Source organism: Niveispirillum sp., from assembly GCF_017996735.1.
Classification (GTDB): Bacteria; Pseudomonadota; Alphaproteobacteria; order Azospirillales; family Azospirillaceae; genus Niveispirillum.
The window spans coordinates 99,759-121,108 of record NZ_JAGOGJ010000006.1 but is presented as its reverse complement, the minus strand read 5'-3'; the positions used below and the strand labels follow the sequence as shown (position 1 = coordinate 121,108).

Annotated in this window: 18 protein-coding genes; 10 read left to right on the top strand and 8 right to left on the bottom strand. The window is 65.5% G+C overall.

Annotated features, from left to right (window positions below; translation table 11 throughout):
- Positions 1–1,101, top strand: a 1,101-nt coding sequence (locus tag KBA48_RS04315) for an asparaginase (protein WP_367273808.1), incomplete at its 5' end; no start/stop codon positions are given.
- A 181-nt stretch (positions 1,102–1,282) separates the two neighbouring features.
- Here KBA48_RS04315 and KBA48_RS04310 read toward each other — a convergent pair.
- Entirely contained in the window at positions 1,283–2,341 is a 1,059-nt protein-coding gene (locus KBA48_RS04310; RefSeq protein ID WP_367273807.1) for a Fe(3+) ABC transporter substrate-binding protein, read from the bottom strand.
- 257 nt (positions 2,342–2,598) lie between these two features.
- Here KBA48_RS04310 and KBA48_RS04305 point away from each other — a divergent pair, with 257 nt between their 5' ends.
- On the top strand, positions 2,599–3,855 hold the full coding sequence (locus KBA48_RS04305; RefSeq protein ID WP_292903759.1) for a DUF898 family protein: 1,257 nt from the start codon (positions 2,599–2,601) through the stop codon (positions 3,853–3,855).
- A 5-nt stretch (positions 3,856–3,860) separates the two neighbouring features.
- Positions 3,861–4,955: a M48 family metallopeptidase gene (locus KBA48_RS04300; RefSeq protein ID WP_292903764.1), complete on the top strand. Its 1,095-nt coding sequence runs from the start codon at positions 3,861–3,863 to the stop codon at positions 4,953–4,955.
- Position 4,956: 1 nt separating this feature from the next.
- Here the strand turns inward: KBA48_RS04300 and KBA48_RS04295 are convergent, their stop codons facing one another.
- Positions 4,957–5,475: an invasion associated locus B family protein gene (locus KBA48_RS04295; RefSeq protein WP_292903758.1), complete on the bottom strand. Its 519-nt coding sequence runs from the start codon at positions 5,473–5,475 to the stop codon at positions 4,957–4,959.
- Positions 5,476–5,723: 248 nt separating this feature from the next.
- Here KBA48_RS04295 and thrS point away from each other — a divergent pair, with 248 nt between their 5' ends.
- Complete coding sequence (gene thrS, locus KBA48_RS04290; protein WP_292903757.1) at positions 5,724–7,715, top strand: threonine--tRNA ligase; 1,992 nt, start codon at positions 5,724–5,726, stop codon at positions 7,713–7,715.
- Positions 7,716–7,812: 97 nt separating this feature from the next.
- Complete coding sequence (infC, locus tag KBA48_RS04285; RefSeq protein WP_292903763.1) at positions 7,813–8,352, top strand: translation initiation factor IF-3; 540 nt, start codon at positions 7,813–7,815, stop codon at positions 8,350–8,352.
- Positions 8,353–8,529: 177 nt separating this feature from the next.
- Here the strand turns inward: infC and odhB are convergent, their stop codons facing one another.
- Positions 8,530–9,750 (bottom strand): 2-oxoglutarate dehydrogenase complex dihydrolipoyllysine-residue succinyltransferase, encoded by a 1,221-nt coding sequence (odhB, locus tag KBA48_RS04280; RefSeq protein ID WP_292903756.1) that lies wholly within the window; start codon positions 9,748–9,750, stop codon positions 8,530–8,532.
- A gap of 54 nt (positions 9,751–9,804) precedes the next feature.
- Positions 9,805–12,744 carry a 2-oxoglutarate dehydrogenase E1 component gene (locus KBA48_RS04275; protein WP_292903755.1) on the bottom strand — a complete coding sequence of 980 codons (2,940 nt, stop codon included), beginning with the start codon at positions 12,742–12,744 and terminating at the stop codon, positions 9,805–9,807.
- 245 nt (positions 12,745–12,989) lie between these two features.
- On the opposite strand from KBA48_RS04275, the gene KBA48_RS04270 reads away from it, so the two are divergent.
- From KBA48_RS04270 to KBA48_RS04250, 5 genes are all read left to right on the top strand, one after another.
- The gene (locus tag KBA48_RS04270; RefSeq protein ID WP_292903754.1) at positions 12,990–13,598 is read left to right on the top strand and encodes a TetR/AcrR family transcriptional regulator; all 609 of its coding nucleotides are present in this window, start codon (positions 12,990–12,992) and stop codon (positions 13,596–13,598) included.
- A gap of 89 nt (positions 13,599–13,687) precedes the next feature.
- The gene (locus tag KBA48_RS04265; protein WP_292903753.1) at positions 13,688–13,894 is read left to right on the top strand and encodes a type II toxin-antitoxin system RelE/ParE family toxin; all 207 of its coding nucleotides are present in this window, start codon (positions 13,688–13,690) and stop codon (positions 13,892–13,894) included.
- Positions 13,891–14,283 (top strand): helix-turn-helix transcriptional regulator, encoded by a 393-nt coding sequence (locus tag KBA48_RS04260; protein WP_292903752.1) that lies wholly within the window; start codon positions 13,891–13,893, stop codon positions 14,281–14,283. Before KBA48_RS04265 ends, KBA48_RS04260 begins: the two co-directional genes overlap by 4 nt.
- The gene (locus KBA48_RS04255) at positions 14,280–15,548 is read left to right on the top strand and encodes a hypothetical protein (protein WP_292903751.1); all 1,269 of its coding nucleotides are present in this window, start codon (positions 14,280–14,282) and stop codon (positions 15,546–15,548) included. Before KBA48_RS04260 ends, KBA48_RS04255 begins: the two co-directional genes overlap by 4 nt.
- A gap of 58 nt (positions 15,549–15,606) precedes the next feature.
- The gene (locus tag KBA48_RS04250; RefSeq protein WP_292903750.1) at positions 15,607–16,509 is read left to right on the top strand and encodes a peptidylprolyl isomerase; all 903 of its coding nucleotides are present in this window, start codon (positions 15,607–15,609) and stop codon (positions 16,507–16,509) included.
- A gap of 170 nt (positions 16,510–16,679) precedes the next feature.
- Here KBA48_RS04250 and KBA48_RS04245 read toward each other — a convergent pair whose 3' ends face one another.
- The 4 genes from KBA48_RS04245 to ribA form a co-directional block, all read right to left on the bottom strand.
- Positions 16,680–17,195: a DUF2059 domain-containing protein gene (locus KBA48_RS04245; RefSeq protein ID WP_292903749.1), complete on the bottom strand. Its 516-nt coding sequence runs from the start codon at positions 17,193–17,195 to the stop codon at positions 16,680–16,682.
- 51 nt (positions 17,196–17,246) lie between these two features.
- Positions 17,247–18,344, bottom strand: a complete 1,098-nt coding sequence (locus tag KBA48_RS04240) for an ABC transporter substrate-binding protein (RefSeq protein ID WP_292903748.1) — start codon at positions 18,342–18,344, stop codon at positions 17,247–17,249.
- Positions 18,345–18,819: 475 nt separating this feature from the next.
- The gene (locus KBA48_RS04235) at positions 18,820–20,115 is read right to left on the bottom strand and encodes a hypothetical protein (protein WP_292903747.1); all 1,296 of its coding nucleotides are present in this window, start codon (positions 20,113–20,115) and stop codon (positions 18,820–18,822) included.
- 89 nt (positions 20,116–20,204) lie between these two features.
- The gene (gene ribA, locus KBA48_RS04230; protein WP_292903762.1) at positions 20,205–21,350 is read right to left on the bottom strand and encodes a GTP cyclohydrolase II; all 1,146 of its coding nucleotides are present in this window, start codon (positions 21,348–21,350) and stop codon (positions 20,205–20,207) included.

The window sequence follows — 21,350 nt, the reverse complement described above, 5'->3', positions numbered from 1 at the left end:
GTCATTCCCGATCCCAATCCGCCCCATATCCACGGCCCCGGCTGTGGCCACCATCATCCTGAATCCGGTCCTGCCGGTGCGGTGGCCGTGCGCCTGCCCGATGACAGCGCCAACCCCATCCTGGTCCAGGTGACGCGTGGCGGGCTGGTGGAAAGCATCCATCGCGGTCGCGCGGTGATGGTGGGGGCCGATGGCCATGTCCTGGCCAGTTTCGGCGATGTGAAGGCCGTCACCTTCCCCCGTTCCGCCAACAAGGCGTTGCAAGCCCTGCCGCTGGTGGAAACGGGGGCCGCCGACGCCTTCGGCCTGGGACCTGAGGAACTGGCGCTGGCCTGTTCCAGCCATGATGGGGAGCCGATCCACACCACCCGCGTGGCCGCCTGGCTGTCGCGCATCGGCCTGACGCCCGACCATCTGGAATGCGGCAGCCATGCCCCCTATTCGGTCCCGACCTGGGAGGCGATGCTGCGCCGGGGGGAGGAGCCGACGACGCTGCACAATAACTGCTCGGGCAAACATACCGGCATGCTGACCACCGCCCTGCATCGGGGGGAGGCCGTCCGTGGCTATGTGAATTATCAGCACCGGGTACAGCAGCGCATCCTGGGCGTCATGGAGCAGATGACGGCGCAGGATCTGACGGGGGCGCCCTGGGGCGTGGATGGCTGTTCCATCCCCACGATCGGTTTACCTTTGGAGGCGCTGGCCTTTGGCATGGCCCGCATGGCCGATCCGCAGGACCTGCCATCCGCCCGTGCCGACGCGGCGCAGCGCCTGCTGGCCGCTTGGGGTGCCCATCCCGACCTGATCAGCGGGACGGAAGGCTTCGACACTTTGTTCATGCGGGCCCTGGACAGCCGCATTCTGTCAAAGGCCGGGGCGGAAGGTGTCAGCGTCGGGATCATCCCGGACGAAGGCATCGCCATTGCTGTGAAAATCGATGATGGCGCCAAACGCGCCGCCGGCCCCGCCATGGCCGCCGTGCTGCGCCGGTTGGGGATGTTGAGTGATGCCGACTGGACGGCGTTGCAGCCGCTGGTCAATCCCGCCCTGCGCAACCGGGCAGGGGTGAAGGTCGGGGCGGTCGAGGCGGGGTTCTGAACGGCCCTGCTGCCGATCCCTCACCCTCCCAAGCCTCCCGGCTTGGGCCCCTCCCTCTCCCGCAAGCGGGCGAGGGGCGAACCATATTCCTGATTTACACCCCTCGCCCACGCTAGTGGGAGAGGGAGGGGCCCGTTGGTGTCAGCCAACGGGAGGGTGAGGGTTCAACGCCCCCAGAAACTCACTTCCACCCGGCCCGGTCCATGATCTTCAGCGCTTCTGCGTTGTTCTTGCCGTAGATGCTGGCATTCAGGCTGTCGCGCTTGAAGTCACCCCAGGCGGCGACCACCGGGTGCGACGGGATGCCGGCCACCACCGGGAACTCGTAGTTCGCTTCGGCAAAGATCTTCTGCGCCTCTGGCTTGGCCAGGAATTCCAGGAACTTCACGGCATTGTCGCGGTTGGGGGCATATTTCACGACGCCCGCGCCGGAAATGTTCACATGTGCGCCGCGGTCGCCCTGGTTGGGGAAGAACAGGCCGACCTTTTGGGCCGCCGCCTTCTCCGCCGCGTTGCTGGAATTCAGCATGCGGGCGAAATAATAGGTGTTGGAAATGGCGAGATCGCCTTCGCCCGCGGCCACGGCCTTGATCTGGTCGATATCGCCGCCCTGCGGCTTGCGCGCGAAATTGTCGGCCATGCCCTTGGCCCAGGCTTCCGTCTTGTCATGCCCGTGCGCGGCCAGGATCGACCCGGTCAGCGATTGGTTATAGACATTGGTGGAGGACCGGACCAGCAGGCGACCCTTCCATTTCGGATCGGCCAGATCCTCATAGGTGGACAGGTCGGACGGCTTCACCGTCTCCTTGTTATAGATGATGACGCGGGCGCGGGCAGACAGGCCGAACCAGTAGCCGTCCTTCTCGCGATATTCCGCCGGCACCGCCTTTTCCAGGACGGCATTCTTCACGGGCTGCAGCACGCCCGCATCCTGTGCGCGCCACAGGCGGCCGGCATCGACGGCCAGCAGCACATCGGCCGGGCTGTTGCGCCCCTCGGCCTTCAGCCGCTCGATCAGTTCGTCATCCTTGCCTTCGATGACATTGACCTGGATGCCCGTCTCTTTCTCGAACGCGGCATAGAGCAGCTTGTCGGCATCGTAATGGCGCGAGGAATAGATATTCACCTCGGCCGCACCCGCCGACAGCGCCGGCAGCGACAGCATGGCCACACCCAGGCCGGCCGCAGCCACCTGGCGTGTCATGGTGCGAAGAAGGGTGCGGCGGGCGAACATTTTCATTTTCTGCTCCTGCTGGCGGGGCCGCCTGCCAGACGGCCGAAGGGTCGCCCGATATGTCGGCCCGCCTCCCCCACCTGTCAAGATGCCATTGAGAGCGATTCGCAAATCCAATGAACGGCATCAAGGCGCCGAACTCCCCACACGTGTGTATGTCATTGAAAGAAATGGAAAAATCGACGTGTCCCTGCCCCGCGACGCTTTACCGCGCCCTGCGTGACCCGCATAATCAGGGGGTAATTCCATTCCGGGGGGAAAAATTGACCAGCCTGCCTTTGGCCCATGATCCTGACAGCCCCGCCGCCGATGGGCCGCCGCCAGCCGATGGGGGGATCGAGGTCCACCTGCCACGGGGACCGCTGATCGGCCTGCTGCTGCTGAATACGCTGCTGACCATCCTGACCTTGGGCTTCTATCGCTTCTGGGCGCGGACCAAGGTGCGGCGGGTCCTGTGGGGGGCGGTGTCGCTGCGCGGCGACGCGTTTGTCTATACCGGCACGGGCAAGGAACTGTTCATCGGCTTTCTGGTGGCGCTGGTGGCGCTGTTGCCCTTCGGCGTGATCATCGCCATTTTGAACGCCATGATCCCGCCCGCGGCGTTCGGTCAGCGGTTCGCTTTTCAGATTGTGGTGGCGCTGGGGGCCGGTCTTTTGGGCCTGATGGCCATGTATTTTGCCCGCCGCTACCTGCTGACCCGCACCCGCTGGCGCGGCATCCATGGCGGGCAGGACCGGGAGTTGGGCCGGTTCATGCTGAAACACCTCAATGCCTATCTGCTGGTGCTGGTGTCGTTCGGCCTGTTACAGCCAAAGCTGGATGCCAGGATGTATAATTACCGCACCGGTATAAGCTGGTTCGGCACCGAACGGTTCCGTGCCACGGCGACCAGCGCCGGCCTCTGGTCTGTCTATCTGCCAAGCTGGCTGCTGTTCGTTGTGGGCTATGGGGCCATGATCGTGGGTTTCATGCCCCTCATGACTTGGTCGGCGGCGGTACAGGAGGCGCAGGTGACCGGGGTTCATCCTGGCCCCATGCCGGCATTCGAACCGACCGTGTGGATTGTCGCCGCCATCCTGATCACGCTGGGTACGGCGGGCTTCTTCCTCTACGCGATACGCCGTTCCATCGCCTTCCTGGGGGCAACGCAGTTGGGCGACATGCTGTTCAACCTGCCATTGCGCACCCGTCAGGTGCTCTATATCCCGCTGGTCGGTACCCTGGTCTATGTGGTCAGCCTGGTGCTGATGGTGGCGGTCGGCGTATTTTTTGTCCGGGCGCTGGGTCCGGGCAATACCGCACTGTTCCTGCTGCCGCTGGTGTTGATGGTGGTGTTCCTTTCCCTGAACAGCCTGATTTCCGTGGCCTGGACCCAGGTGGAGGTGCTGCGTCAGATCGGCCGTCACCTGCGCCTGCGCAATATGGGCGTGCTGGATGACCTGCTGAACCGGGGTCAGCCGGCCCCGACGCGGGGCGAGGGGCTGGCCGACGCCATCGGCGATATCGGCATCGGCGCGTGACGGGCATGCAGGCACAGTATGAAGACCGGCAGACGGGCCGCGCCATCGCGGTCCGTCTCACCTTCCTGGACCAGTGGCTGGTGATCGAGCGGGAGGATGGGCGGGAACTGGACCGCTGGTCCTGGCGCGATGTGGCCCCCATACCGGGTGACTTTCCCGATGGCCGCATGCGTGTGGGACTGGCTGCGGATGCGCATGCCGTCCTGGCGCTGGACGATCCTGATATCCTGCTGCGCCGGGCCCATGCCGCCGGCATGCAGCAGCCGGCCCAGCGGGAGCATCGGGTACGCCGCGACCTGCCGCTGCCGGTCTGGCTGGTAGGGGCTGTGCTGTCCCTGGTCCTGCTGGTGCAATTCGTGATCCCGGCCATGGCCGGCATGCTGGCCCCGCTGGTGCCGGCCTCCTGGCAGGCCCGCATCGGCGATCAGGTGCAGACCATCGCCGCCACCCTGCTGACGCGTAAGGACGGCAACGCCCAATGCGCCGCCCCCGGCGGTGTTGCGGCCCTGAAAAAGCTGGCGGGCCGGCTGGGTCCGATGGCCGGGACCGCGCGGCTGCATGTCATCGACAGCGACCTGCCCAATGCCTTCGCCCTGCCGGGTGGCCATGTCAGCGTCACCACGGCGCTGATGGACCGGGCCGACGGGCCGGACGCCATCCTGGGCGTCATCGGGCATGAGCTGGGGCACCTGCATCACGGCCATTCCATGGAACGCGTGATGCGCTACAGCCTCAGTTCGGCGCTGATTTCCATGGTGGTGGGTGATATCGGCGGCGGCGCCCTGGCCGTGGGGGTCAGCCAGATGGTGGAGTCGGACTTCAGCCAGGATCAGGAACGTCAGGCCGATGCCTTTGCCATCGATGTCCTGGCCCAGGCCCGCGTCTCGCCCCTGCCGCTGGCCCGCCTGTTCGAGACGATCCGGACGGAGCATCCCGAGGCCGACGGCGCGCTGGTCGAATGGATGGGCAGCCACCCGACCCTGTCGGAACGCATCAACACCCTGCAGCGGGCGGCCGGTGGCCAGACGGCGGGCGCGGTGCTGGAAGAGGGTGAATGGCGGGCGCTGAGGGATATCTGCCGCAAGCCGGAGGGCAACTGACCTACGGCGCCGGTGGCGGTGCGGGTTCCGGGGCCGGGGCCCGTTCGGCGCAGGCATCGCCGATGGCCTGATAGGCACCGGTACTGCCGGCCAGGCTGAACGTGTCGGTGGTGCGGCTGCCGCGCAAGCTGGTGCCGCGTACCACCAGCGTGGAGGACAGGCGCAGCGACTGAGCGATGGCGCGGTCGGTATTCTCGTCACGGGCCCAGGCCTGTTCATCCTTGCTGAACAGCTTGAAGCTCTGCTTACCCACCTGCACCGTCACCTCGGCATGGTCGGCGAACGGATATCCGGCGATGAAGTTCACCACATCATAGCTGCGTTCGGCCGGCCGGTGGGTGATCAGCAGGAAGACATCGCCGCGCTTGGTGAAATCGCCTTCCATCTTCTTGGGCCGCGACACCATCCAGCAGACGGGCCCCGTCGCCTCGTCCAGGCGGAAAGCGTTCCAGTCGCGGAAGACGCCGATCAGGCGGGGTTCCGCCGCACCTGCGCCGGACACGGGCAGCAATGCCAGCATCAGCGCTGCGAGAGACCTGACTATCCGCCGTGACCGTTCGCGCATGGGCCCCTGGTTGCCGCATCATGGTGACCGTCGAACCCGTTTACCGGAAAGGGCGCCGCAAACGAAGGGCGAAATGGCGGCTCCCCACTGAAACCCCTTCCCTTCCATGTGAAATTCGCCCATCTCCCGCGCTTGACCGCCGGTGCCCGCGCGGTCAAAAGTCGCGGTCCGACCTTATTTCAACTCCTCACAGGGGAAAAGCCATGTCATCGGCTGAAGTGCCCGTTTCCAGCGCCCAGGTTGCCATTACGCTGCCCGATGGCAGCGTGCGGACCTATGCGCAGGGCACTACCGGGGCCGACGTGGCCGCCTCCATCGCCAAGTCGCTCGCCAAGGCCGCCCTGGCCGTGAAGATCGACGGCGTTGTCCGTGACCTGGCTCTGCCCCTTCAGGCGGATTGCAATCTGGCCATCATCACGGACAAGAACGAGGCCGACGCGCTGGACCTGATCCGGCACGACGCAGCCCACATCATGGCGGAAGCCGTGCAGGAACTGTATCCCGGCACGCAGGTGACGATCGGCCCCGCCATCGCCACCGGCTTCTATTACGATTTCGCCCGCGACACGCCGTTCACGCCCGACGATCTGGTGAAGATCGAAAAGCGCATGCATGAGATCGTGGACGAGAACCGTCCCTTCACGCGCGAGGAATGGGACCGGACCGAGGCGATTGAGCATTTCAAGTCGATCGGCGAGAAGTACAAGGCCCAGATCATCGAGGATCTGCCCGCGTCGGAGACGATCACCATCTATCGCCAGGGCAAATGGTACGATCTGTGCCGTGGCCCGCACCTGCCCAGCACGTCCCGTGTGGGCCATGCCTTCAAGCTGATGAAGGTGGCCGGCGCCTATTGGCGCGGCGATGCCAAGAACGCCATGCTCCAGCGCATCTATGGCACCGCCTGGCGGACCGAGAAGGAACTGGCCGAACATCTGCACCAGATCGAAGAGGCCGAGAAGCGCGACCATCGCAAGCTGGGCCGCGAGATGGACCTGTTCCATGTGCAGGAAGAGGCCACCGGCTCGGTCTTCTGGCACCCCAAGGGCTGGGCGCTGTACCGGAGCCTTGAGAACTATATCCGTGCCAAGCTGGTCACTGCCGGCTATGTCGAGGTGCGCACGCCGCAGCTCTATGATTCGAGCCTGTTCAAGGCGTCGGGCCACTGGGACCTGTATGGCGACAACATGTTCAAGGTCCGCGAGTCCGTGGCCGAGGACGGGACGGAGAAGTTCCTGGGCGTGAAGCCCATGAACTGCCCCGCCCATGTGCAGATCTTCCGCCAGGGACTGAAATCCTATCGTGACCTGCCGCTGCGCATGGCCGAATTCGGCAATTGCCACCGCAATGAACCGTCGGGCGCCCTGCACGGTATCCTGCGCGTGCGCAACTTCACCCAGGATGACGCGCATATTTTCTGCACCGAGGATCAGGTCGGCAGCGAGGCGAAAGAATATTTCGCTTTGCAGTTGGGGGTCTACAAGGACCTTGGCTTCGACAAGATCGCCGTGAAGCTGGCCCTGCGCCCAGACAACCGTCTGGGCGACGACGCCACCTGGGACAAGGCGGAAGAAAGCCTGCGCGTGGCGCTGCGCGCCAACGGCCTGGAATTCGAGGAATTGCCCGGCGAAGGCGCGTTCTATGGCCCCAAGGTGGAGTTCCACCTGACCGACGCCATCGGTCGTTCCTGGCAGTGCGGGACCCTGCAGCTCGACTTCCAGCTTCCCGAACGGCTGGACGCCTCCTATATCGGCCAGGATGGCGCCAAGCACCGGCCCGTCATGCTGCACCGGGCCATCCTGGGCAGCCTGGAACGCTTCATCGGCATGATGATCGAACATTATGCCGGCAAGTTCCCGCTCTGGCTGGCCCCCACTCAGGTGACCGTGGCCACCATCGTGTCGGACGCGGACAGCTATGCCGAACAGGTGGCGGCCAAGCTACGCCGCGCCGGCCTGCGGGTCGAGCTTGACACCAGAAATGAGAAGATCAACCTGAAGGTCCGCGAACATTCGCTCCAGAAGGTGCCGGTCATGCTGGTCGTCGGCGCGCGTGAGGCGGAGCAGGGAACCGTCGCCATGCGTCGTCTTGGCTCCAATGCGCAGGAAATCCTTGCCCTTGACGCCGCCATTGCTAATCTGTCGGAAGAGGCCCGTCCGCCCGCGGACGCATCCTCAACCGATTCTGCGTTCTAAAAGTCTCTAACCAACAATGTAACGGACGCGCCGCCCGCCTTTCGGCACTGAAAGCTGCCTGCCGGGCGGCCGTCCCAGGAAAACAGGAGAAGTTTCCATAGCCAGGCCTACCTCCCAGGACCGCGAACCGCAACGCGAAGGTCCCCGCATCAACCGCGAAATCAACGTCCGTTCCGTCCGCCTCGTCGATGCCGAGGGTGAGATGGTCGGTGTCGTCAGCCTGCGCGACGCCCTGTATGCCGCGGAAGAGGCCGGGCTTGACCTTGTCGAGGTCAGCCCCAACGCCGATCCGCCCGTCTGCAAGATCCTCGACTATGGCAAGTACAAGTACGAGGCGCAGAAGAAGGCCAACGAGGCCCGCAAGAAGCAGAAGATCATCGAGGTCAAGGAAATCAAGCTGCGTCCGAACATCGACGAGCACGATTACGAGATCAAGATGAAGGCCATGCGCCGCTTCCTGGAAGAGGGCGACAAGGTCAAGGTCACCATGCGTTTCCGCGGCCGCGAAATGGCCCACCAGGATATCGGCATGGCCGTTCTGGTGAAGGTGCGGGAAGCGCTGGACGACCTGGGCAAGGTCGAACAGATGCCGAAGCTGGAAGGCAAGCAGATGATCATGGTGCTGGCGCCGCGCTGACCGGCCGCCAGTTACCCGGATACAAAAAGGCCACACCTTTCGGGGTGTGGCCTTTTTTGTGATATGGCCGGACCATGGGTGGCTGGCGATGCGCGCAGAAAAAAGGCCGCTCCGGTGGGAGCGGCCTTTTCATCTCGGCGGGGATACGGTCGAGACCGCCCCCACGCCGCAGGTTTATCAGACATCCAGCAGGATGCGTTCCGGATTCTCGATGCATTCCTTGACGCGGACCAGGAAGGTCACAGCCTCGCGGCCATCGATGATGCGGTGATCGTAGGACAGCGCCAGATACATCATCGGGCGAACCTCGACCTTGCCGTTCACGACGACAGCGCGGTCCATGGTCTTGTGCATGCCCAGGATGCCCGACTGCGGCGTGTTCAGGATCGGGGTCGACATCAGCGAGCCATAGACACCACCGTTGGAGATGGTGAAGGTGCCGCCCGACAGGTCTTCCATCGACAGCTTGCCGTCGCGGGCCTTCTTGCCCAGGTCGCCGATGGTCTTTTCCACGCCGGCGAAGGACAGCTTGTCGGCATCACGGACGACCGGAACCACCAGACCCTGCGGCGTGCCGACGGCAACACCGATGTCATAGTAGTTCTTGTAGACCAGATCGGTGCCGTCGATCTCGGCATTGACGGCCGGCAGCTCCTTCAGGGCGACCAGGCAGGCCTTCACGAAGAAGGACATGAAGCCCAGCTTCACGCCGTGCTTCTTCTCGAACGCGTCCTTCAACTGGTTGCGCATGGCGATCACGTTCGTCATGTCCACCTCGTTGAAGGTGGTCAGCATGGCGGCGGTGTTCTGCGCTTCCTTCAGACGCTCGGCGATGCGCTGGCGCAGACGGGTCATGCGCACGCGCTCTTCCAGGTCGGCCTTGGCGCGCGGACCCGACGGGGCCGGAGCGGCCTTCGGGGTGGGCGCCGGCACCGGGGCCGGGGCAGCCTTCGGCGTTTCGATGGCGGCCAGGACGTCGCCCTTGGTCACGCGGCCATCCTTGCCGGTGCCCGCGATGGCGCCGGTGTCGATGCCGTTATCGGCGGCGATCTTGGCGGCGGCCGGGAACACGGGGGCGGCAGCGGCGGGAGCCGCCGGGGCGGCGGCAACCGGGGCCGGGGCAGCAGCCGGAGCGGCGGCCGGGGCCGGGGCGGCGCCCGCACCCTCACCGATCACGCCCAGCAGGGCGCCGACGGCGACATTCGCACCCTCGGCGGCCACGATCTCGGCCAGCGTACCGGCGGCCTGGGCGTTGACTTCCAGGGTGACCTTGTCGGTTTCCAGTTCCACCAGCGGATCATCGACATTGATCGCGTCGCCGACCTTCTTCAGCCAGCGGGCAACCGTCGCTTCCGTGACTGATTCGCCCAGCGTGGGCACCTTGATTTCCGTCGCCATAATCTGTGGCCTTCGTGTTTGGATGGTCTTTGTCGAGGATGGGGAACCGGCGGATCAGACCGTCAGCGCGTCGTCCAGAAGCTTTGCCTGCTCCTGGTTGTGGCGCTTCAGCATGCCGGTGGCGGGGGCGGCCGAATCCGGACGGCCCGCATATTTCGGACGGCCCGCCTTGTGGCCGATGCTGGTCAGCACCTTTTCGATACGGCGGTCGACGAACAGCCAGCCACCCTGATTCTCCGATTCCTCCTGACACCAGACGACATCGGCATTCGGGTACTTGGCCAGTTCCAGGGCCAGCGCGTCGCCGGGGAACGGATAAAGCTGTTCCAGACGGACGATGGCGATATCCTTGACGCCCCGGTTCTCCCGCTCCTGATACAGGTCGTAATAGACCTTGCCGGAGCAGATGACGACGCGGCGGATCTTGTCATTGGCGACCAGATCGACGCCCGTTTCATACAGCACGCGGTGGAACGTCTGGTCGGCGGAGAACATGTCCAGCGGCGACACGGCCAGCTTGTGGCGCAGCAGCGACTTCGGCGACATGACGATCAGCGGCTTGCGGAATTCGCGGCGGATCTGACGGCGCAGCGCGTGGAAATAGTTGGCCGGCGTCGTGATGTTGCAGACCTGCCAGTTATCCTCGGCGGACCCCTGCAGGAACCGCTCCAGACGGGCGGAGCTGTGCTCCGGACCCTGGCCTTCCATGCCGTGCGGCAGCAGCATGACCAGACCGGACATGCGCAGCCACTTCGATTCGGCGGAACTGATGAACTGGTCGATGATGACCTGGGCGCCATTCACGAAGTCGCCGAACTGCGCTTCCCAGATGGTCAGGGCATGCGGCTCCGTCAGGGAGAAGCCGTATTCGAAGCCCAGAACGGCGGCTTCCGACAGCGGGCTGTCATGGACCTCGAAGCTGGCCTGGCTGCCTGGGCGGATATAGTTCAGGGGAACGAACTTGTTCTCGTTCACCTGATCGACCAGCACGCAATGGCGGTGCGAGAAGGTGCCGCGGCCCACATCCTGACCCGACAGACGGACCGGATTGCCTTCGATCAGCAGGGTACCGAAGGCCAGAGCTTCCGCCGTGGCCCAATCAATACCCTCGCCGGACAGGATGGCGTCCTGCTTGGCCTTCAACTGACGCGCAACCTTGGAATTGACGTTGAAGTCGGCGGGCGTCTTGCAGAGCGCCAGACCCACTTCCTTCAACACATCCAGTCCGACGGCGGTGCTGCCGCGCGCCACATCGGCCGGGGCCGGGGTCAGGCCCGACCACTTGCCTTCCAGCCAGTCGGCCTTGTTGGGCTTGTAGGAGGTGGCGGCCTGGAATTCCTGCTCCATCTGGGCAGTGAATTCGGCGACATAGGCGTCGCCCTCGGCCTGGCTGATCACGCCCTCATTCACCAACTGCTGCGCATAGAGCGCGCGGGTGGTGGTCTGCTTGGCGATGGTCTTGTACATCAGCGGCTGGGTGAATGCCGGCTCGTCGCCTTCATTGTGGCCCTGGCGGCGATAGCAGACGATATCGACCACGACATCCTTCAGGAACTTCTGACGGAATTCGATGGCGATGCGGCTGACATGGATGACGGCTTCGGGATCGTCGCCGTTCACATGGAAGATCGGGGCCTGGATCGACTTGGCCACTTCCGTCGGATACGGGCCGGAACGGCTGTATTGCGGGGCGGTGGTGAAACCGATCTGGTTGTTGATGATGAAATGGATGATACCGCCCGTGCGGTAACCCTTCAGTTCGGACAGCAGCAGCGTTTCCGGCACCAGACCCTGGCCCGCGAAGGCGGCGTCGCCATGCAGCAGCACACCCAGCACGTTGGAACGGCTTTCGTCCGACGGCGGCACCTGACCGGAGATCTGGCACTGCTTGGCGCGCACGCGGCCGCAGACGACCGGGTTCACGACTTCCAGGTGCGACGGGTTGGGCGACAGTGACAGGTGGATCGTGTTGCCGTCGAAGTCACGGTCGCTGGAGGTACCCATATGGTACTTCACGTCGCCGGAGCCCTGGACGTCCTCGGGGTTCGCGGGGTTGCCCTGGAACTCGCTGAAGATGGCCTTGAAGGGCTTGCCCATGACATTGGCCAGCACGTTCAGGCGGCCGCGATGGGCCATGCCCAGCACGATCTCCTTCAGGCCCATCTGGCCGCCGCGCTTCATCACCTGCTCGATGGCCGGCACCAGCACTTCGCCGCCTTCCAGGCCGAAACGCTTGGTGCCCGTCCACTTCACCTGGCAGAAGCGCTCAAACCCTTCCGCCGCCGTCAGGCGCTGCAGGATGGCCTTCTTGCCATTGATGGTGAAGTCGGTCTGATTGCGGATACCTTCGATGCGCTCCTGGATCCAGGCCTTCTGCTCCGGGTCCTGGATATGCATGAACTCCACACCGATGGAGCCGCAATAGGTGCGCTGCACCGCGTCCACGATCTGGCGCAGGGTGGCGGTTTCCATCCCCAGCACATTGTTGATGAAGATCGGGCGGTCCAGGTCGGCGTCGGTGAAGCCGTGATGGCGGTAATCCAGCTCCGCATGCTCGGCCCGCTTGTCCATGCCCAGCGGGTCCAGCTTGGCCAGCAGATGGCCGCGGACACGGTAGTTACGGATCAGCATCAGGGCGCGCAGGCTGTCAAGCTGGGCGGCGCGCACCTGTTCGGGCGTAAAGCCCTGAACCACCGGGGCGGCGGCGGCCGGGGTCGGGGCTGCCTTGTCACCCTTGCCGGGCTTGGCCGGCGGCGGGGCGTCCGGATCGGCGGCCCCGATCACCTTGGCAGTCGTCTTCGCCCAGGAAGCACCGTTCAGTTCGGCCAGGATGGCGTGACCGTCATCGCCCAATTCGGCGAAGAAGGACTGCCAACTGGCATCGACCGAATTCGGGTCCTGCCGGTAACGGGCGTAGAGTTCCGCGATGAAGGTGCCGTTGGCGCCGAAGAGGAAGGACAGGCGCTCGCTCGGGGCTTGATCGTAGGGGGCCATTTGGGGTTCCGGTGGGAAAGGCCGCGGTGTTTCCCACCGGGGCCGGGTGCAAAGGCTTGTAGAATCCGCGACGGTTTTACGTCAGTGCATCGGTGTCATCAATATGCAGGTCTGCCGTGGCAGCCTTTTGCCGTGAGCACGGGTAACATGACTATCCGGACAAAGGTCGATTGAAAACAAGACATCCGTGTTAAACATAGTGTCGACCGGGGCCAAATCCAGGGAAAGTCAGGGAAAAATCGCCGATGAGCCGTCAGCCGCGTGCCGAACTCGCCAAAGCCGTCCTGCATGAGGCGCGCAAGCTCGTCGCCGACCACGGATTGGCCGCCCTGACAGCAAGGACTTTGGCCCAGGCTGTGGGTTGTTCCGTTGGAACACTCTACAACCTTTATCCCAATCTGGATACGGTGCGCCTTCACCTGAATGCCGAACTGCTGGACCGGTTGCAGGTGGTGATGGCGGCGGCGGATGATGCCGTTCCGCCCGACGCCGCCGTCGAAACGCGGTTGCTGGCGCTGGCCAATGCCTATCTGACCTTCGCGCGCTCCAACCTGAACCTGTTCCAGACCCTGATCGACAACCGCCCGCCCGTCCTGACCGAACCGCTGCCCGACTGGCTGCTGGAACGGATTGTGCGGCTGCGGCGGGGGATCGAGATGGCGGTGGCCCCCCTGATCCCCCATGCCAGCCCCGACCGGCTGGAACGGGCGGCCGCCACCACCTGGGCCGCCGTGAACGGCCTGGTGGAAGGTATCGTCTCCGGCAACCTGGCCCCGGTCAGCAGCGCCGACCCCGAACTGATGATGGCCGAACTGGTGGAGACACTGGCGGCGGGGCTGAGGGTCCGGGGATAGGATCCTCTCTTGCCATCATCTTCGCTATTGGCGAAGATGATGGGGATGAAGCTGATTATCCTGTCCGCTGCGCAGAAGACCTTCTGGGCATGCCCAAGCATGATGCGAAGGCGATGCTGGAGAAACTGTACCTATTCGCCGCCGATCCTTATGCCCGGCATCCCTGGGCAAAGTCCTTCGGCGATGGTGCCGGCCGCATCCGGCACGGGGATTGGCGCGCGCTGTACCCGATCGACAATGGTGTCATGACGGTCACGATCACCCAGGTCGGCAACCGTCGGGAGGTTTACCGATGAATGCCTTCACATTGCACCCGGTGCATCAGGATGCGGAGACGGTGACCCTTCACCGAGCCGACTATGAAGCACTTCTGGAAGCGTTGGAGGACGCACAGGACCTCGTGGAAAGCCGGGAAGCCCTGGCCCGCCTGCAACGCGGAGAGGAAGAGGCATTCCCCATTGAGCTGGTGGAACAGATTATCGATGGCATGCAGCCGGTCCGAGCCTTCCGGCAGTACCGGGGCTTGACCCAGCAGGCCCTGGCGCAGTCGGCTGGCGTCTCAGCCTCTTACCTCTGTGAGATCGAGGCGGGTCGCAAGACAGGAAGCCTTGATGCCATTACCCGCATTGCCGGGGCATTGCGCCTGCCGATCGATTCCCTTCTGCCGCCCAAGCGCGCCGAATGATACGCCGGTGCATCGCCTCCCTGCTGGTTGCCTGCCTGACCCTGCCCGCCTGTGCGGCGGGACCGGGGGAGGGGGCGCCGAAGCCGGCGGCCCTGCTGGAAAGCCGGCTGTGCGGGTCGTTGACGGTGGCGATCGATGCCTTACCGGGCAAGGGGCCGGCCTTTCTGCGCAGTTTCGATCATCCCTCGGGGGCTGGGGCCCCCGCCGACGATGCACTGAAGAATGCCGCCTTCACCTATGATAATGCGCTGGCCACCATCGCCCTGGTCGCCTGCCGCCGCGCGGGCAAGGCAAGGCGTATCGGCGACGCGCTGCTGTCGGCGGTCGACAGCGACCGGGCGGGGCCGCAGGGTCGGCTGCGCACCACCTATCGCGCCGGGCCGCAGCAGGAATTCCCCATCCCGCCCAATGGCTGGTGGAACCAGAAGGCGCAGCGCTGGGAGGAGGATGCCTATCAGGTCGGCACCGCCACCGGCAATGTCGCCTGGGCGGGGCTGGCGCTGCTGACGCTGGCCGATGCGTTGAACGAGCCGAAATACCGCGCGGGGGCGGCGAAACTGGGCGCCTGGGTCCTGGCCAATACAAGCGACAACAAGGGGCCGGGCGGCTTCACGGGTGGGGTGCATGGCGACGGGGTGGGGGCACAGGCCCTGACCTGGAAATCGGTGGAGCATAATACCGACCTTGTTGCCCTGTTCGGTTGGCTGGAACGGGCCGGTGTGCCGGGGGGCGACTGGGCGGCCGGCAAGGCGACGGCACTGGGCTTTCTGAAGGCGATGTGGCGGGCGGATGCCGGCTATTTCCCGACCGGCACCCTGCCCGATGGCCTGACGGTCAATGACGGCAATTCCGGTCTGGACGCTTTGCTGTGGCCGCTGCTGCTGCCCGAGTCGCCGCGTGAGTGGGGCCGGGGACTGGACCGGGCCGACAAGGTGCATGCCGTGGCCGGCGGCTATGATTTCAACGGCGACCGTGACGGGGTCTGGGTGGAGGGCACGGCGCAGGCGGCCCTGTCCTGGGCCGCCATTGGCGACCAGGATCGGGCGGAAAGGCTTCTGGCCACGCTGGTCTATGATATCAGCCCCGGCGGCTATCTCTGGGCCACGCGCGGCAACAAGGTTTCCACTGGTTTCGCCATCGGACCCGACAGCCGGGAAGCCGACTTCTTCTATTACCGGCAGCCGCATCTGGGTGCCACGGCCTGGGCGGTGCTGGCGGCCCAGGGCTGGAACCCGTTCACGGGCAAGGTGGTCAGCGCCCCTTGATGGGACCGGGGGCTTCTGGGATGCTGCCGCCCTCGGCAATCCATAAAGAAGAAGCCCCATGCGCCTGACCCTGCTTGCCACGGCCGCCCTGCTGGCCCTGTCCCTGCCTACAGCCGCCCAGGAGGCGCCCAAGCGCCCGACGCCGGCGGAGGTGCTGGCGGCATCGCCCGCCGGCGATTGGCGGGCGCCGGTGCCGGAGAACACTTTCTATATGGACCTGCCCGGCGGTCGTGTGGTGATCGAACTGGCCCCCGCTTTCGCCCCCGTGCATGTGGAGAACATGCGCAAGCTGGCGCGGGAAAACTGGTACGAGGGGACCTTCATCGTCCGCGTGCAGGATAATTACGTCACCCAATGGGGCATGCCCGAAGAAACGCCCAAACCGATGAAGACGGCGCTGGAAAAGCTGGCCCCGGAATTCACGGTCAAGGACGGGGCCAGGACCCTGCCCTTTGCCAGGCTGCCCGACCCCGATGCCTATGCGCCGGAGGTTGGCATCTCCGACATCTTCCCCGCCGCCCGTGATCCCAAGACGGGGGAGGCCTGGATGACACATTGCTATGGCATTGTCGGCGTCGGGCGCGGCTTGGCCCTGGATAGTGGCAGCGGGGCCGAACTGTACACGGTGATCGGCCATTCGCCGCGCCCGCTGGACCGGATCATCACCCTGGTGGGCCGCGTGCTGAAGGGTATGGAACTGCTGACGGCGCTGCCGCGCGGCACGGGCACGCTGGGCTTCTATGAGAAGGTGGAACAGCGCGTGCCCATCACATCCGTACGTCTGGCCGCCGATGTGCCGGAGGCGGAGCGGGAGAAGATCGAGGTCCTGTCCGGACAGAGTGCGACCTATACCCAATGGCGCGACGCCCGCCGTTTCCGCCAGGATGATTTCTTCATCCGCGCGTCTGGCCACACCGATGTCTGCAACGCCATGCCGCCGGTAAGGGCGGTGAAGGGGTAATACTAACGGTCAAAATTCTTGACCGTTGTTTGGAAGTCGCTTGGCGGAACCCATCTGGGCCAGCGGTCATGGGCCGCTCAAAAAGGCCGGACACATGAACGCATTCGACCCGAACAAATCATCTCGCCTACCCCTTGTTCCCAACGGGCCGTCCACACATGGTATTAGGCTCAAAGCTGTTTTGGGATCGCCAGGCCGCGGTCACGCGCGGCCCTGGTGAAACTGTCCCAGGCCCGGTCGGCAACCCCCTCGGCCCAGGCCTGACCCAGCGACATGCTCTGTTCAATGATGATGGGGGACAGGGCCACCAGCTTCCGCCCCGCCGGCGACCGGTAGAAGCCGATCATCTGGTCCAGTTCGGCGGCCGTGAAATGGGCGGCGTAAAGGCCCGTGATGCCGCGCGACAGGTCCGGCAGGGCGGCGCGCGCCTTGGGCAGGAAATGGTCGCGCACCAGGGCCGTCACCTCCGCCTCCCGTCCCGGATTCTCATGGGCCATCAGTTCCTCTGCCTGGCGGGTGACGGCCAGCAGGGTCTGGTCGGCCAGCGCCTGGCTGCCCGACAATTCCATCAGGATACGGGCCTTTTCCAGCCGCTGGACGTCGTCCCCCTTGCCGGGAGCGGCCTGTGCCGGCGCGGCCACCAGCAGGGCCAGGAACAGGATCAGAATGGCGGACACGGGGCGCACGGGCAACGGACCTTGGTGATGGGAAAGGGCGTGCAGCCTATCCCGTGGCGGTCAAACCGTCAGCACCGAACCGACCGACAGATCGTACCGTCCCTTGTGCTGCCGCAGCCGGTTGAAATCGATGCGTGACCAGCCGTCACCGCCGAACCGGGCCAGATAGGGGCCGACCTGTTCCCGGCGCAGGGGGGACAGGCTCAGATACTGCTCCGTGCCCCCGGCCTCCGCGAAATCCTTGCCGTCGGCCAGATCGCGCACCATGGCCAGCGCCCAGGCCCCCAGCAGGAAATGCCCGCCCATGGACAGGACGACACGGCCGGCCGCCACCTCGTGCAGCGCCTCCTCCTGCCAGTTCAGGCCCACGACCGAAACGTCGCGCCCCGGTTCCATGCCCAGGGACGTCAAGGCATCCAGCGCGCCCAGCGCCATGTCGTCGTTGGCGCACCAGATGCCGCGTGTCTGCGGCTGCCGGCGCAGCAGCGACGCCGCGCGGTCGCGTGCCTCATCCCGGCTCCAGTTCAAGGTGACGCTGTCCAGCAAATGTGCCGCGCCATCCATGGCCACTACCTGTTGCAGCCCGTCCAGCCGTTCCCGTCCCGCCGGTGTTGCCGCCACCCCACCCAGTGCCAGCAGCGGAACGGGGCTTTCTGTTCCATGCCGGTGCCGGCAATCGGCCAGCAGCGCGCGGGCCATGAAGGCTCCAGCCCCGAAATTGTCGGCCAGCAAACTGCCCAGGAACAGCGGCGACCGTTCGCGGGGGCGGCCCAGCACGGCTATGTCCTCCGCCGTCAGGCCGCTCAACACCAGCATGCAGGGCACACTGGCTTCCAGGGCTGCGGTCATCAGGGGCACGGCCGTGCGATGTTCGTTCACGATCAGCATGTAATCGGGCCGCTGGGTCAGGATATCCCGACCAGCGGAAATGATCCGGTGCCGATCTCGTTCTGCGAATTCGGTGATTATTTCGATGTTGAAATGGCTGGCGGCCGTCAGCAGAGCCTGGTGGACCATCTGCCAGAACCGGTCACCAGCCCGGCCGGGATTGACGAAACCGACGCGCAGGCGGGCGTGACCTGCCACCACACGTGGCATCGGCGCCAACCCGGTCAGGGCGGCCGTCAACAGCATACGACGCGACAGGCGAGCGGCCACCGGCGGTGCATCCCAAGGGGTGTGTGATTGACAACAATCATAGCCTATCTGGTGCCATTGCACACGGGGGAATGTCGTCGGTCGAGCCGGATTTTACCGTCAGCGTAGCCATGGTGCACGCCCCCCTGAAAGCCGAAGATGTCGGGGTTGCGTGGCGGAAATCCATCTGCCGCGGGCCATGTCATGGCGGGGCGGGATGGCAGGCGGGTTGAATGCCCAAAACGAAACCTTGTGATTTATGGAACTATTTAGGATTTTTTCTTTTAAATATTTTTATAAATTGTCTTGTAGGTGGGGATAATATCCGTTCGTTATGTCGATATGTGCCATTGACGTGTTCGATTTCTCAATATTCCTCATCGAGAAAGGAAGATCGATCGGGCCTGTCAGTATCACGGGGGCTGCATGTGCCGCACGGGTCCGGGCGGCCCGGTCCCGTCACTGTCCGCCACCGTCATGCGGTTGACCCAAAGGGTCAGTGGACGGTGCTGCCGCCGCTGGTGCCGGTCCGCCCCTGCGCCTGATACTTGTCCATGGCGCGGGTCATCATGTCGGCGATCAGTTCCTTGGGCAGGGGCGTGGCCCCACCCGGCGGCCAAGCCTCGGGCTGCTGCTGCGTCTGGTTGCTGGCCGGCGTTGCGGTGGCGGGTGCCGGAACCACGGGTATCGCTGTCGCCGGCGCCGGGGCGGTGACATTGGTCTGCGGCTGGACCGTGCGGGCGGTGTTCACGGAATGGGTGGGAATGGCCGCGCCCGGCATATTGGCGCCGGCGGCCCGCACCATCTGGTTGGCACGCGACGCGACGACCGGCTTCACCTGCATCGACCCGCTGGAAATGGCGGCGGCACGGTATTCAGCCAGACCCTTGCCGGCGTTGGGGGCCTTCATGCGCTGCTGGTCCTGCTCCATGGCGGCCAGCAGGTTGTCGCCGGCCCCGGCGGCACCGGGGGCCGGCAGGCTGGCCACGATGGCGGCCTGACCCATGCCGCGCGCGGCGGTCAGGGCGGCGGACGCACCGGGCGTGGTCTCCAGTTCCTTCAGTTGCTGCGCGGTGGCGATGCCGCCCGCGGCCGGCGCACGGGCGCTGATGGAGGTGGAGGTGGTGGTGGCAGCCATGCCGGGCGTGGCGGCGACGGGCTTCGGGGCGGCAAGGGCTGCCGTGGTGGGGGCGGCACTGGGCAAAGCTTGCCCACCACCCATCAGGCTTTCCAGCAGGGCGGCCTGCCCGGCGGAGAGTTCGACCGGCTGACCGGGCTGCCCCGCCGTGGCGATCACCGTTGCCGGGGTGGCGGGGGCCGGCTCCGCCGCTATATCGGCGGCCAGTTGCGGACGGGGGGCCGTCACGGTGAACGGATCATCCTCCGCCGGGGCGGCGGGGCTGTCTTTTTCCAGGCCCAGGGCGCTGGCCACATGGTCCATCGCATCCTTGCCCGTCTCATTTTCCAGGATGGCGTCGGCGCTGGCCACGGCCATGCCGATGGGGCCGAAGAACAGGGCGGCGCCGGCAACCTTGGCCGGGGTGCGGATCGTGTCGCCGGTGATGGCCTGATAGATCTTGTTGACGCCGGGAATGTGCTGCAGGGGGTTCACCACGTCCAGCACGTCCCAGAAGGACATGCCCTCGCCCTTTTCGGCCTTGTCGCTCTTGTCACCCTTGGCGGCCGTCTCGACCTTGGCAGGCTCGGCACCCGCCGGGCGCTCCAGCGAGGCGGCGGGGACCTGCAGGGTCTTGGCACGGACATGGTCCATATGGATGGCGCTTGGCGGCATGGCGTTCCTCCCGGTTCGGGAAGATCAATGCAGGTCGCGTGCCAAGTCCGGGGCGGCGGATTCTGCCGGGTGTCGCCCCCAGGCGGTGGTCAGAACAGATGGCCCGACTTTTCCGCCTTGGTGCGCAGATAGGCTTCGTTATGGCCATTGGCGGGGAAGATGTGGGGGACACGTTCCACCACCTCCACCCCCGACGCGGCCAGTTGGGCCATCTTGTCGGGATTGTTGGTCATCAGCCGGACCTGGGCATAGCCCATCTGGCGCAGCATGCTGGCTGCCGGCAGATAGACGCGTTCGTCCGCGTCGAAGCCCAGCACCGTGTTGGCATCCACCGTATCCAGCCCGCCATCCTGCAGCCGGTAGGCGCGCAGCTTGTTCATCAGGCCGATGCCGCGCCCTTCCTGGGCCAGATACAGGACGATGCCGGCACCGGCCGTCGCGATCTCCTTGATGGCGCCGCGCAGTTGCGGGCCACAATCGCAGCGCAGGGACCCCAGCAGGTCGCCGGTGAAACATTCCGAATGCAGCCGCGTCAACACCGGCTGTCCCGGCGGGGGATCGCCCACGACGATGGCCAGATGTTCCGGCCCGCCATCGCTGGGCCGGAAGGCCACGATGCGGGTACGTTCCGCATCCTCCAGCGGGACCGACGCCTCTGCCACGCGGGCCAGGCTGCGGGCCGACCGGCGGCGATAATCGACGATATCGGCGGCGCGCACGCACAGAAGATCATGCCGGCGGGCAAAGCCGCTGCCATCCACCAGACCGCCGCGCGCCACCGGCAGCGGCGCCACGATGGCGGCGGGCAACAGACGGGCGATCTTGGCCAGGATGGTGGCCGCCCCCTCCGCCCCGCCGGGCAGGGAGGTGGCGCCGGTCCCCTGTCCGGCGCGGGCCGGGCGGGTGGGGTCGGACAGGTCGCGGACCAGATCGGCGGTCAGGCCGGCGGGCGGGGCGATGCGCACGGGCCGGTCGATGGGCACGTCCAGGCCCAGGGAACGGCCCCGTTGCCCGGTCACCACCAGGGTGGGGGCGCTGCCGGCAAGCTGTGCCAGATGGTTCAGGGCCTGGGTGGTCACCGCCTCGGCCGCCATGGCCAGAAGGGCGCTGCCATCCTCGGCCGTGATCACCACCACCTCTCCCCGACGCAGGTCGGACAAGGCACGGTCCACCGCGCGCTGGGCCGCATGGTCCGGCGGGGTGGCGTGATCGGCAGAGGCGTATTCCAGAACCAT